11 protein-coding genes and 1 riboswitch are annotated in these 12,125 nt (G+C 74.0%); of the genes, 6 read left to right on the forward strand and 5 right to left on the reverse strand.

The window, feature by feature from the left end:
* Positions 1-175: 175 nt before the first annotated feature.
* Positions 176-451 (reverse strand): MoaD/ThiS family protein, encoded by a 276-nt coding sequence (locus tag ACVV2G_RS22580; RefSeq protein ID WP_453844561.1) that lies wholly within the window; start codon positions 449-451, stop codon positions 176-178.
* The gene (gene thrC, locus ACVV2G_RS22585) at positions 448-1,737 is read right to left on the reverse strand and encodes a threonine synthase (protein ID WP_453844562.1); all 1,290 of its coding nucleotides are present in this window, start codon (positions 1,735-1,737) and stop codon (positions 448-450) included. The genes ACVV2G_RS22580 and thrC overlap by 4 nt, the downstream gene beginning before the upstream one ends.
* 18 nt (positions 1,738-1,755) lie before the next feature.
* Positions 1,756-1,903: riboswitch (SAM riboswitch) on the reverse strand.
* A gap of 139 nt (positions 1,904-2,042) precedes the next feature.
* Between thrC and ACVV2G_RS22590 the strand changes: the two genes are divergently transcribed.
* The 3 genes from ACVV2G_RS22590 (at position 2,043) to otsB (ending at position 5,908) form a co-directional block, all read left to right on the forward strand.
* Positions 2,043-2,987 (forward strand): glucosyl-3-phosphoglycerate synthase, encoded by a 945-nt coding sequence (locus ACVV2G_RS22590; RefSeq protein ID WP_453844563.1) that lies wholly within the window; start codon positions 2,043-2,045, stop codon positions 2,985-2,987.
* Between the two features lie 110 nt (positions 2,988-3,097).
* A complete protein-coding gene (locus ACVV2G_RS22595) occupies positions 3,098-4,486 on the forward strand; it encodes an alpha,alpha-trehalose-phosphate synthase (UDP-forming) (RefSeq protein WP_453844564.1) in 1,389 nt (462 codons plus the stop codon).
* Between the two features lie 552 nt (positions 4,487-5,038).
* The gene (gene otsB / locus ACVV2G_RS22600) at positions 5,039-5,908 is read left to right on the forward strand and encodes a trehalose-phosphatase (protein ID WP_453844565.1); all 870 of its coding nucleotides are present in this window, start codon (positions 5,039-5,041) and stop codon (positions 5,906-5,908) included.
* A gap of 84 nt (positions 5,909-5,992) precedes the next feature.
* Here the strand turns inward: otsB and ACVV2G_RS22605 are convergent, their stop codons facing one another.
* Together ACVV2G_RS22605 and ACVV2G_RS22610 are read right to left on the reverse strand one after the other, a co-directional pair.
* Entirely contained in the window at positions 5,993-6,217 is a 225-nt protein-coding gene (locus ACVV2G_RS22605) for a DUF3263 domain-containing protein (RefSeq protein ID WP_453844566.1), read from the reverse strand.
* A gap of 36 nt (positions 6,218-6,253) precedes the next feature.
* Positions 6,254-7,519 (reverse strand): ABC transporter substrate-binding protein, encoded by a 1,266-nt coding sequence (locus ACVV2G_RS22610; protein ID WP_453844567.1) that lies wholly within the window; start codon positions 7,517-7,519, stop codon positions 6,254-6,256.
* 142 nt (positions 7,520-7,661) lie between these two features.
* On the opposite strand from ACVV2G_RS22610, the gene ACVV2G_RS22615 reads away from it, so the two are divergent.
* From ACVV2G_RS22615 to ACVV2G_RS22625, 3 genes are all read left to right on the forward strand, one after another.
* A complete protein-coding gene (locus tag ACVV2G_RS22615) occupies positions 7,662-8,642 on the forward strand; it encodes an ROK family protein (protein WP_453844568.1) in 981 nt (326 codons plus the stop codon).
* Positions 8,642-9,787 (forward strand): N-acetylglucosamine-6-phosphate deacetylase, encoded by a 1,146-nt coding sequence (gene nagA / locus ACVV2G_RS22620; RefSeq protein ID WP_453844569.1) that lies wholly within the window; start codon positions 8,642-8,644, stop codon positions 9,785-9,787. Before ACVV2G_RS22615 ends, nagA begins: the two co-directional genes overlap by 1 nt.
* Before the next feature lie 145 nt (positions 9,788-9,932).
* Positions 9,933-10,862, forward strand: coding sequence for a 1-phosphofructokinase family hexose kinase (locus ACVV2G_RS22625; RefSeq protein ID WP_453844570.1), 930 nt, complete (start codon positions 9,933-9,935; stop codon positions 10,860-10,862).
* Between the two features lie 226 nt (positions 10,863-11,088).
* On the opposite strand, the gene ACVV2G_RS22630 is transcribed toward ACVV2G_RS22625, so the two are convergent.
* Positions 11,089-12,057, reverse strand: coding sequence for a CBM35 domain-containing protein (locus ACVV2G_RS22630; RefSeq protein ID WP_453844571.1), 969 nt, complete (start codon positions 12,055-12,057; stop codon positions 11,089-11,091).
* Between the last annotated feature and the right edge of the window lie 68 nt (positions 12,058-12,125).

A 12,125-nucleotide genomic window follows, 5' to 3' on the forward strand; every position in this document is an offset into this window, starting at 1 on the left:
GCATCTTGTCGGGCGTACCGGGGGAATGCGGGATTCTCGATCTTTCGATCGGCGGCGCTTTCCCCAACTCTACCGCGCTCAATCCCATGGAATTGCCCCCTCCGTTTCTCTTGCGGAGGGGGCGGTCCGATGAACGCGGCGTCACTGCGACGACCGAAGGCAATCGCGGGGCGGGTCAGCCGCCGGCGACCGCCGGGATGATGGAGACGCCCGCGCCGTCCGGGGTGGCGGTCTCCAGGCCCTGCTCGAAGCGCACGTCGTCGTCGTTGACGTAGACGTTGACGAAGCGGCGCAGCTTGCCCTGGTCGTCCAGGACGCGGGCGGCGATGCCGGTGTGGTTCTTCTCCAGGTCGGCGATGACCTCGCCGAGGTTCGCACCGTCGGCGGCGACCTCGGCCCTGCCGCCGGTGTAGGTGCGCAGGATGGTGGGGATGCGGACGGTCACGCTCATGCGAGGCCAGCCTCTCGGAAGGAGTCCAGGTTCGGGCGGATGGTGGCGGTGAGGCCGGTGCCGGCCACCGCGTCGAGGGTCTTCAGACCGTCGCCGGTGTTGAGGACGACGGTGGTGAGGGACGGGTCCAGGACGCCGTTCTCGATCAGCTTCCTCGTGACGCCTACCGTCACGCCGCCCGCCGTCTCCGCGAAGATGCCCTCGGTGCGGGCGAGCAGCTTGATGGCGTCGACGACCTGCTCGTCCGTCACGTCCTCCACCGCGCCGCCGGTGCGGCGCGCGATGTCGAGGACGTAGGGGCCGTCGGCCGGGTTGCCGATGGCCAGCGACTTGGCGATGGTGTCCGGCTTCTGCGGGCGTACGACGTCGTGGCCGGCCTTGTAGGCGGTGGACACCGGCGAGCAGCCCTCGGCCTGGGCACCGAAGATCTTGTACGGCCTGTCCTCGACCAGCCCGAGCCTGATCAGCTCCTGCAGACCCTTGTCGATCTTCGTGAGCTGGGAGCCGGACGCGATCGGGACGACGATCTGGTCGGGCAGCCGCCAGCCGAGCTGCTCGCAGATCTCGTACGCCAGCGTCTTGGAGCCCTCGGCGTAGTACGGCCGCAGGTTGACGTTGACGAAGCCCCAGCCCTCGCCGGCCGGGTCGCCGATCAGCTCGGAGCAGAAGCGGTTCACGTCGTCGTAGTTGCCCTCGATGCCGACGAGCTCTCCGCCGTAGACGGCGGCCATGACGACCTTGCCCTGCTCCAGGTCGTGCGGGATGAACACGCAGGAGCGGAAGCCCGCGCGGGCGGCGGCGGCGCCGACGGCCCCCGCGAGGTTGCCGGTGGAGGAGCAGGAGAGGGTGGTGAAGCCGAAGGCGCGGGCGGCCTCGATGGCCTGGGCGACGACGCGGTCCTTGAAGGAGTGCGTCGGGTTGCCGGAGTCGTCCTTGACGTACAGACCGCCGGTGACGCCCAGCTCGCGGGCCAGGTTGTCGGCCTTGACCAGCTGGGTCCAGCCGGGGTTGATGTTCGGCTTGGTCGCCACGTCGGCGGGGACGGGCAGCAGCGGGGCGTAGCGCCAGATGTTCGCGGGGCCCGCCTCGATGCGCTTCCGCAGCTCCTCGGTGTCGTAGTCCGAGAAGTCGTAGGCGATCTCCAGCGGGCCGAAACACTCCTCGCAGGCGAAGACCGGGCCGAGCGGCACGCGGTGACCGCACTCGCGGCAGGAGAGCGCCGCGGCGGGGCCCAGGTCGACGGAGCCGGCGGGGGTGGTGGTGCTTTCGGCAGTCTGCACAGCCATGTGAGGCGAGGCCCTTTCTCCTCATCTTCCTCACGACGCATCTCGCCGTGAGACGGATTTGGCACCTTCCCTAGTCGGGAGCCTCGCCACGTCCGCGTGACGGGAACCGACTGGAGGGTTGCCGGGGCTTCAACGGGCCGTATCCCTCTGCCCCTCTGGATGAGCGGTATTCGATTGTTGTGCGGGGCGCGTGGCGACCCCCGGCATGCGGTGGTGCTGCGCGTTGTTCAAGACTGTAACCGAAGGCCAGGACGGTTGAGACAGTCGTCCGTACCGCGAGATGGATCACAGAGGAGCCACCGACCGTGCTGGAAGAAGTCGAGCGCTGGCTGGGCGCACGGTCCTGGTCCGTGACGGACCGGCCGCTCCAGCGGCTCCTGACCGCCAAGCGCGCCACCGGGCAGACGGTGAGCGTGGTGCTCCCCGCCCTGGACGAGGAGGCGACGGTCGGCGACATCGTCACGGTGATCCGCCGGGACCTGATGGGCCCGGACCCGCTCGTCGACGAGGTGGTGGTGGTCGACTCCGGGTCGCGCGACCGCACGGGGGCGGTGGCCGCGGCGGCGGGCGCCCGGGTCGTGCACCGCGACGCGATACTCCCCCGCGTCCCGCCCGTCCCCGGCAAGGGTGAGGTGCTGTGGCGCTCGCTGCTGGTCACCGGCGGCGACATCGTCTGCTTCGTCGACGCCGATCTGCGCGAGTTCTCCGCCGACTTCGTCGCCGGGATCGTGGGCCCGCTGCTCACCGACCCGGACGTGCACCTCGTCAAGGCCATGTACGACCGCCCGCTCGGCGCCGCTCCCGGGCAGGGCGGCCGGGTCACGGAGCTGATGGCCCGCCCGCTGCTGAACATGCACTGGCCGCGGCTGGCCGGCTTCGTCCAGCCGCTCGGCGGCGAGTACGCGGCCCGCCGCTCCCTGCTGGAACGGCTCCCCTTCCCCGTCGGCTACGGCGTCGAGCTGGGCCTGCTGGTCGACGCCCTGCACCTGGTGGGCCTGGACGCCCTGGCGCAGGTCGACGTCGGCGTCCGCAGGCACCGGCACCAGGACGGCCAGGCCCTGGGCCGGATGTCCGCCGCGATCTACCGCACCGCCCAGCTCCGGCTGGCCCGCGGCCACCTGGTCCGGCCGTCCCTCACCCAGTTCGAGCGGGGCGCCGCCGGCTTCGAGCCGCGCACGTACTCCGTGGACACCGAGGAACGGCCTCCCATGACGGAGATCGCGGAGTACGCGGCCCGCAGGGTGGCGTGACCCTCCGGGCCGGGCGGGCGCGTCCGCCCGGGACACCGTGTGACCAAATCGGCGCCGGGGTGACGCCCGGGCACGTTTGAGGTTCTGGGGGCCGGGCTAGGTTGAGGCGTATGGCTTCAAGCTTCGGTGCTGCTCAGGTGCTGGTCGCCTCCAATCGGGGGCCCGTCTCGTACGAGGTGCGTGAGGACGGTTCGCTGCACGCGAAACGCGGTGGTGGCGGGCTGGTCTCCGGACTGTCGGCCATCGGGCCGGACGCGGGGGCGCTGTGGGTGTGCTCCGCGCTGAGCGACGGCGACCGCGAGGCGGTACGGCGCGGGGCCGGCGAGGACGGCGTGCGGATGCTGGACGTGCCGGCCGACGTGCACGCCGACGCGTACAACGGGATCGCCAACTCCGTGCTGTGGTTCGTGCACCACATGCTCTACCAGACCCCCCTGGAGCCGGTCTTCGACGCGGAGTTCCGGCGGCAGTGGGCCTCCTACGAGGCGTACAACCGGGCCTTCGCCGAGGCGCTGGCCGAGGAGGCCGCCGAGGGTGCGGTCGCGATCGTGCAGGACTACCACCTGACGCTGGTCCCGGGGATGCTCCGCGAACTCCGTCCCGACCTGCGCATCGGGCACTTCTCGCACACGCCGTGGGCGCCGGTCGACTACTTCCGGATGCTGCCGGACGACATCGCCGGGCAGGTGCTGCGCGGCATGCTCGGCGCCGACCGGCTCGGGTTCCTCACCCGGCGCTGGGCCGACGCCTTCACCGCGTGCTGCGACGCGCTGGTGGGCGGGACGGGCGGCACGGAGATCGGCGTGCACGGGCTCGGCGCGGACGCGGACTTCCTGCGCAAGCGGTCCCACGAGGCCGACGTGGACGAGCGGATGGCCGCGCTGCGGGCGGAGATCGGTGAGGGACGCCGGACGATCGTGCGGGTGGACCGTACCGAGCTGTCCAAGAACATCGTGCGGGGGCTGCTGGCCTACCGGCAGCTGCTCACCGACCGGCCCGAGTGGCGCGAGCGGGTCGTGCACGTGGCGTTCGCCTACCCGTCGCGGCAGGACCTCGCCGTGTACCGGGACTACACCGCCGAGGTGCAGCGGGTGGCCGAGTCGATCAACGACGAGTTCGGGACGGCGGGGTGGACGCCGGTCGTGCTGCACGTGAAGGACGACTTCGCACGGTCGCTGGCCGCGTACCGGCTGGCCGACGTGGCCCTCGTCAATCCCATCCGGGACGGTATGAACCTGGTCGCGAAGGAGGTGCCGGTCGTCTCCGACGAGGGGTGCGTGCTGGTGCTGTCGCGGGAGGCGGGGGCGTACGAGGAGCTGGGCGAGGACGCGGTGGCGGTGAACCCGTACGACGTGTCGGGGACGGCCCGGGCGCTGCACGAGGCGCTGTCGGTCGGCGCCGGGGAACGGGCGGAGCGGTCGAAGCGACTGGCCGCGGCGGGGACGGCGCTGCCTCCGGCACGGTGGTTCCTGGAACAGCTGGACGCGTTGAGGCGCTGACCGCCGGGTGTCCCCGGCCGGGGCAGGGGCCGGTGGGGGCGGGGCACACGGGGCGACGGCGCGGGGCGGGCGCGGGCGGCGACGCCGCCGGGCACGCGGGCCCGGCGGCGCAGAGCAGCACACGGCCCGGCGGCGCAGGGCGGGCCGGCGACGCAAGGCGGGCACGCGGGCCGGCGACGCAGAGCAGCACACGGCCCGGCGGCGCAGGGCGGGCCGGCGACGCAAGGCGAGCACGCGGGCCGGCGACGCAAGGCAGCACACGGCCCGGCGGCGCAGGGCGGGCCGGCGACGCAAGGCGAGCACGCGGGCCGGCGGCGCAGGGCGGGCCGGCGACGCAAGGCGAGCACGCGGGCCCGGCGGCGCGGTGATCCGTGCCGCACGTGACGGTCGCCGGGGGCCCGAGGGCTGCGAGGCCGGGGCCAGGGGGTGGGTGATTGCTCACGCCCGGAGGAGCGGCGCGGGGGAGGAAGCCGGGGCCCGCCCGCTCGGTCGGTGTGCCGTGGGGTGCGTGAGCCAGGCGTGCGCCGCGCCCCGGCGGGATAGGTTCGCGGTATGGGCAGCCACCAGGACTCCATCAGTGACGACTCCCCGGACCACCTGCCGGCCCCCGCGACGGCGGTCGGGCGCGAAGGGCTCGACGCCCTCCTCGCCGACCCCGGCCGCGCGGTGGTCGCGCTCGACTTCGACGGCACGCTCGCCCCGATCGTCGCCGACCCCGACCGGGCCCGCGCCCACCCGGACGCCGTGCCGGCGCTCGCGGCCCTCGCCCCGAAGGTCGCCTCCGTCGCGGTGATCACCGGCCGTCCGGCCGGGGTCGCGGTCCACCACGGCGGCTTCGCGGACGTCCCGGGCCTGGAACACCTCGTCGTCCTCGGCCACTACGGCGCCGAGCGCTGGGACGCCGTCACCGGCACCCTCAGCACACCTCCGCCGCACCCCGGCGTCGCCGCCGTCCGCGCCGAGCTGCCGGGGCTGCTGGAGCGGTCCGGGGCAGAGCAGGGCACCTGGATCGAGGAGAAGGGGCACGCGGTCGCCGTCCACACCCGCCGCGCCCCCGACCCGCAGGCCGCCTTCGACATGCTGCGCGCCCCCCTCGCCGACCTGGCCGCCCGCCACGGCCTGATCGTCGAGCCGGGCCGCATGGTCCTGGAACTGCGCCCGCCCGGCATGGACAAGGGCGCCGCGCTGCGGGCACACGCCCGGGACGTCGGCGCCGCGTCCGTCGTCTACGCCGGCGACGACCTCGGGGACCTGCCCGCCTTCGCGGCCGTGGACACCCTCCGGACGGAAGGCACGGCGGGCCTGCTGGTCTGCAGCGGCAGTGACGAGGTCCCCGACCTCAGGAAGCGGGCGGACGTGGTGGTCGACGGTCCGGCGGGGGTGGTGCGACTGCTGCGCGCCCTGGCCGCCCGGCTCACCTGACCGCCCGCCGCCCGGCGCGGGCGGGCCGGGAGAGGGGGACGGGGGCCGGCGCCGCGTTCCGGTCCGCCCGCTTCGGGAGGGGCCCTACCGCTCCGCGCGGCGGGCCTCCCGTACCCGGCGCAGACGGTTGACCGTGACCGGGTCGGCGGCCAGGGCGCGGGGGTCGTCCAGCAGGGCGTTGAGGAGCTGGTAGTAGCGGACGGGGGCCAGGCCCAGTTCCTCGCGGATCGCGCGTTCCTTCGCGCCGGGGCCGGGGAAACCGCGGCGCTCCAGCGCGAGGATGTTCCGCTCCCTCTGTCCCAGGTCCATGTACGGCACCGTAACGCCCGCCGCCGACAGCGGCCGCTACTCCGCGCTGCCCGCCCGCATCGCCGTCACCTGAATCCGGCCGAGCACCTCCGAGGGGCTGCCGCCGGAGGCGACGGCCTGGCCGATGAGCTTCTTGACGTCCGCGCTGACCGCGGCCCAGGAGGTCTTGCCGACCGGGTAGAGCTCGGAGAGCAGCAGTTCGTCCAGGAACGGCCGGAGGTCCTTGTCCTCCTCCGCGGTGCTCATGACCTGGGAGGCGGAGGTGGTCACCGGGAGCAGGTCGTACCGGCGGGAGAAGTCGAGGACGTTCTCGTCGCTGTAGACGAAGTCGAGGAAGTCGCCGATCTCCTCCTGGTGGCCGTTCTCCTTGAAGGCGGTCATCCAGTCGGTGACGCCGAGCGTGTTCCGGCTCTCCCCGTCGATGCCCGGGGTCGTCACCATGCCGTACTTCACGCCCTGGTCGGACGCCATCTTCATCAGCGAGGGGTGCCCGTTGAGCATGCCGACGTCACCGGCGGCGAAGGCGGCGAAGGCGTCGGCGCGGTCGAGCTCGCCGGGGGCGACGGGGCCGGTGAGGCCCTTGCCGACGAGTTCGTCCCGGAGCCAGGTGAAGGTGGTGACGTTCTGCGGCGAGTCCACGGAGTAGGTGCCGAGGTCGTCGGTGTAGCCGCCTCCGCCGCTGAGCATCCACTGCATGGTCTCGGCCTGCGCCTCCTCGGAGCCCAGCGGCAGCGCGTACGGGTACTTCACGCCCTCCTCCTTGAGCGCCTCGGCGGCGTCCGCGAGGTCGTCCCAGCTCTCGGGCGGCGTGACGCCGGCCTCCTTGAAAAGGGTCTTGTTGTAGAAGAGCACCCGCGTGGAGGCCGCGAAGGGCAGGCCGTACTGGGCACCGCCGACCTGGCCCGCGCCGGCGAGCTGCGAGACGAAGTCGGCCTGGACCGGGATGGAGAGCACGTCGTCGGCCCGGTAGAGCAGGCCCTGGTCCGCGTAGTCGGAGTAGGCGCCGATCTGCGCCATGTCGGGCGCCCGGCCGGCGTCGACCATCTCGCGGACCTCGCGGTCGACGTCGTTCCAGGAGTGGACGGTGACGTCCACGGTCACGTCGGGGTGCTTGGCCTCGTAGGCCCTGGCCAGGTCGTCCCAGTACTCCTGGGAGCCGTTGGCCTCGCTGTCGCCGTAGTCGGCGGCGACCAGCCGCAGGGTCACCCCGTCGGAGTCGCCGGTGAGCCCGCAGCCGCCGAGGACCACCGTCATGCCCAGTGCGGACGCCACCGCGATCGTTCCTGTTCTACGCCGCTGCACCCTGACTCCCCAACCCTGCCGACGATTCGCCGTTCACACGTGTGCGTGTTCGCCGTGTGTTCGCTTGTCCGTTTAACGGATTAAGGTCTACACCAAGGCAGTGGACTAGACCTCTCCCGGGTCCACGGGCCACACTGTGCCCGTGAGACATGTCATCGCCCTCGATGTGGGCGGCACCGGGATGAAGGCCGCCCTCGCCGGGCCGGGGGGCGAGCTGCTCCACCGGGCCCGCCGGCCCACCGGCCGCGACCGCGGGCCCGAGGCGGTCGTCGCGGGCATCCTGGACTTCGCCGCCGAGCTGCGCGCCCACGGCGCCGACCGGTTCGGCGAGCCCGCCGCCGCGGTGGGGGTCGCCGTCCCCGGCATCATCGACGAGGAGCACGGCACCGCCGTCTACGCGGCCAACCTCGGCTGGCGCGACGTGCCCCTGCGGGCGCTGCTCGGCGACCGGCTCGGCGGCATCCCGGTCGCCCTCGGCCACGACGTGCGCACCGGCGGGCTCGCCGAGGGGCGGATCGGGGCCGGGCAGGGCGCCGACCGGTTCCTGTTCGTGCCGCTGGGCACCGGCATCGCGGGGGCCATCGGCATCGACGGCCGGGTGGAGTCGGGCGCCCACGGCTTCGCGGGCGAGATCGGCCACATCGTCGTACGTCCCGGCACCGCCCCGTGCCCGTGCGGGCAGCGCGGCTGCCTGGAGCGGTTCGCGTCCGCGTCGGCGGTCGGCCGGGCGTGGGCCGGGGCGAGCGGCGACCCGGCCGCGGACGCCGCCGGCTGCGCCCGGGCCGTCGAGTCGGGGGACGCCCGGGCACAGGCCGTGTGGCAGGACGCCGTGGACGCCCTCGCCGACGGGCTGGTCACCGCGCTCACTCTGCTGGACCCGCGCGTCCTGATCATCGGTGGCGGCCTCGCCGAGGCGGGGGAAACCTTGTTCACACCGCTGCGGCACGCCGTCCGCCGGCGCGTCACCTTCCAGCGGCTGCCCGAGATCGTCCCCGCGGTGCTGGGGGACACCGCCGGCTGCCTGGGTGCCGGGCTCATGGCCTGGGACCTGCTCGGCACCCGCCCGTCCACCCGGACGGCCCCCACGCCCCCCACCGCGACTCCCCCGGAGGTAACCACCTGATGGCTCCAAGCAAGGTTCTCGCCGGTGCCCGGGTGGTACTGCCCACCGGGACCGTGGACGACGGCCGCGTGATCGTCGACGGCACGCGGATCGCCGCCACGGCGCCCCCGCGGGCCGACGTCCTCGACGTGTCGGGCCACTGGGTGGTCCCCGGCTTCGTCGACCTCCACAACCACGGCGGCGGCGGCGCCTCCTTCGCCGGCGGCACCGCCGAGGAGATCCTCCGGGGCGTCGCCACCCACCGCCGGCACGGCACCACGACGCTGGTCGCCTCCGCCGTCACCGGCGACCTGGACTTCCTGGCCCGGCACGCCGGGGTGCTCGCCGAACTGGCCCAGCAGGGCGACATCGCCGGCATCCACTTCGAGGGGCCGTTCATCTCCCCGTGCCGCAAGGGCGCGCACGACGAGCAGCTGCTGCGCGACCCCGACCCGGCGGAGGTCCGCAAGCTGATCGACGCCGCGCACGGGCACGCGAGGATGATGACGCTGGCCACCGAGCTGCCGGGCGGCCTGGACTCCGTACGGCTCCTCGCGGAGCACGGCGTGATCGCGGCGGTCGGGCACACGGACGCGACGTACGAGCAGACGCTCCAGGCCGTCGACGCGGGCGCCACCGTCGCCACGCACCTGTTCAACGCGATGCCACCGCTCGGCCACCGCGCCCCCGGCCCGATCGCCGCGCTGCTGGAGGACGAGCGGGTCACCGTCGAGCTGATCAACGACGGCACCCACCTGCACCCGGCCGCGCTCCGGCTGGCCTTCCACAACGCGGGCGCGTCCCGGGTCGCCTTCATCACCGACGCGATGGACGCGGCCGGCTTCGGCGACGGCCGCTATCTGCTCGGCCCGATGGAGGTCGAGGTCTCGGACGGCGTGGCCCGGCTGGTGGAGGGCGGTTCGATCGCGGGCTCCACGCTCACCCTGGACCGCGCCTTCAAGCGGGCGGTGACGGTGGACGGGCTGCCCGTCGAGGACGTGGTCCGGGCGATCTCCGCCAATCCGGCGCGGCTGCTCGGCCTGGACGGCCGGATCGGCTCCCTGGAGCCCGGCAAGGACGCCGACCTGGTGGTCCTGGACGCCGCGTTCGACCTGGTGGGCGTGATGCGCCGGGGCGCCTGGGTGGTCGATCCCCAACTGGGCTGATCCGCCCCCGACTCCGGCCCGGTCCGGCCCTCGGTGACCGGCCCCGGGGCTGGGCCCGCCGCCGTCCTTTTGGCATGATCGTGTCCCCGGAGCACTTCGCCGGGGACGCACGGCAGCCGCAGACGATCGGGGGAGGTCGGCCCAGGTGATCCTCACCGTCACGCTGAACACCGCTCTCGACATCACGTACCGCGTCCAGGGTCTGCGGCCGCACGCCTCCCACCGGGTCACCGCCGTGACGGAGCGCCCCGGCGGCAAGGGGCTGAACGTGGCCCGGGTGCTGGCGGCCCTCGGCCACGACGTGACCGTCACCGGCTTCGCGGGCGGCGGCACCGGAGACGTCGTGCGCGCGGGGCTCGCCGGCGTGCACGGGGTGAGGGACGCGCTCGTGCCGGTCGTGGGGGCGACCCGGCGCACCGTCGCCGTCGTCGACGAGCGCTCCGGCGACACCACCCAGCTCAACGAGCCCGGTCCGGCCGTCGCACCCGCCGAGTGGCGCGCCTTCCAGGAGGCGTACGAGCGCCTGGTCGCCGGTGCCCGCGCCGTCGCCCTGTGCGGCAGCCTGCCCCCGGGCGTCCCGGTGGGTGCGTACGCCGGGCTGATACGCACCGCGCGCGCCGCGGGGGTGCCGGTGCTGCTGGACACCAGCGGGGAGCCGCTGCGCCGGGGGGTCGCCGCCCGCCCGGACCTGATCAAGCCGAACGCCGACGAACTGGCCGAGCTGACCGGCTCGCACGAGCCGCTGCGGGCCACTCAGGCCGCCCGGCGGCGCGGGGCCCGCTCCGTGGTCGCTTCACTGGGCGCCGGGGGGCTGCTCGCGCTGACTCCGGAGGGCCGCTGGCGTGCCGCTCCGCCCGCCCCCGTGCACGGCAATCCGGCCGGCGCGGGCGACTCGGCGGTCGCGGGCCTGCTCTCCGGCCTGGTCGAGCGCCTGCCCTGGCCGGACCGCCTGTCCCGCGCGGCCGCCCTGTCCGCGGCGACGGTGCGGGCACCGGTGGCGGGCGAGTTCGACCGGGGGGTCTACGAGGAGCTGCTCGGACGGGTGGCGGTCACCGGCGAGACCGACGCGGCCTGAGGGGTGCCCTGCCGGTGGCCGGGGCCCACGTGCGAGCCGACGGCCACGAGGCGCCCTCGCCGCCACGAGCCGGCCACGGTCCCCTCCCGCGGTCGGCTCCCGACGACCACGAGACTCCCGAGGTCGGCTCTCGACGACCACGAGACTCCCGAGGTCGGCTCTCGACGACCACGAGACTCCCGAGGTCGGCTCGACGACCGCAGTCATCCCGCGATCGGCTCGGCGGTTACTCCTGCAGCCACATCTGGTCGAGGTTCACGTTGCACTGGTTGCCCTCGTTGCACGCGAGCTCGATCGTGTTCGTGCCCTCGTTCAGGTTCACGTTGGCCCAGGTGCTCTGCCAGCCCCGCTCCCAGTCCCCCTCGGGCGACTTGGCGAAGTTCTCCATGTTGAGCGGGCGGGCGTCGGCCTTGCCGTTGACCACCATCGTCGCGTTGGCGTCCACACCGGGAATGCCGTACCGCACGTACAGCCGGTAGGAGCCGGCCTTCTCGATGCCGTCGACGGTCCAGGTGACCGTCGCGCCGACCTGGTTGAAGCCCGCCACGTAGACGCCGCCGTCGGACTGCGCGCCCTCGATCTCCGACGCCGTGTTCACACCGGGCGACAGCCGCAGCGCCTTCGCGTCGATCGACGGGAGTTCCGTCGCGTCCTCGGCGCCGTCGCTCGCCGACGGACTCGGGTCGGTGGTCTCGGACTGGGTGGGGGCCGTGCCGCCGCCCGCCGCGTCACCGCCCTTGTCGTCCTCCGAGCCGCTGCTCGTCATGGCCACGGCGATACCGACGACCACCGCGGCGACGACCGCGACCGCGCCGATCAGCAGGCCCTTGGTGTTCGGGCCCCGGCGTCCGCCGCCCCCGCCGCGCGCCGACTGCTGCGGGGCGGTGGGGGCACCGCCGCCGGGGAAGGTCTCCGGCGCGGCGTAGTGCGCGTTCGGCCGGCCCGGGGCGCCCTGCGGCTGGCCGTAGGCCCCCTGGTGCTGCGGGGCGGCCTGGCCGTAGGCGGCGGTCTGGGCGGCGTGGCCCTGCGGAGCCCCGTACTGCCGTGTGCCGACGGGACGCACCCGGTTGACGGAGTTCGGGTAGCCGTAGCCACCGGACGGCGGCTGGGCCCCCTTGGCCTGCCCGTCGGCGTAGAGGTAGCCGAAGGGGTCGTCGTCCTCGGGCGTGCTCGCGCCGTTGTTGCCGGGCGTCATCCCTTGGTCTCCTAACCAGATGCGGTGCGTGTGCGGTATGGGTCGTGAGAGGGCGAGCCTACCCGCTC

Source organism: Streptomyces sp. JK94 (genome assembly GCF_053613315.1).

Coding starts and splice junctions, on each gene's coding strand:
- ACVV2G_RS22580 (WP_453844561.1), bottom strand. CDS start 451: ATGAGCGTGACCGTCCGCATCCCCACCATCCTGCGCACCTACACCGGC.
- thrC (WP_453844562.1), bottom strand. CDS start 1,737: ATGGCTGTGCAGACTGCCGAAAGCACCACCACCCCCGCCGGCTCCGTC.
- ACVV2G_RS22595 (WP_453844564.1), top strand. CDS start 3,098: ATGGCTTCAAGCTTCGGTGCTGCTCAGGTGCTGGTCGCCTCCAATCGG.
- otsB (WP_453844565.1), top strand. CDS start 5,039: ATGGGCAGCCACCAGGACTCCATCAGTGACGACTCCCCGGACCACCTG.
- ACVV2G_RS22605 (WP_453844566.1), bottom strand. CDS start 6,217: ATGGACCTGGGACAGAGGGAGCGGAACATCCTCGCGCTGGAGCGCCGC.
- nagA (WP_453844569.1), top strand. CDS start 8,642: ATGGCTCCAAGCAAGGTTCTCGCCGGTGCCCGGGTGGTACTGCCCACC.
- ACVV2G_RS22630 (WP_453844571.1), bottom strand. CDS start 12,057: ATGACGCCCGGCAACAACGGCGCGAGCACGCCCGAGGACGACGACCCC.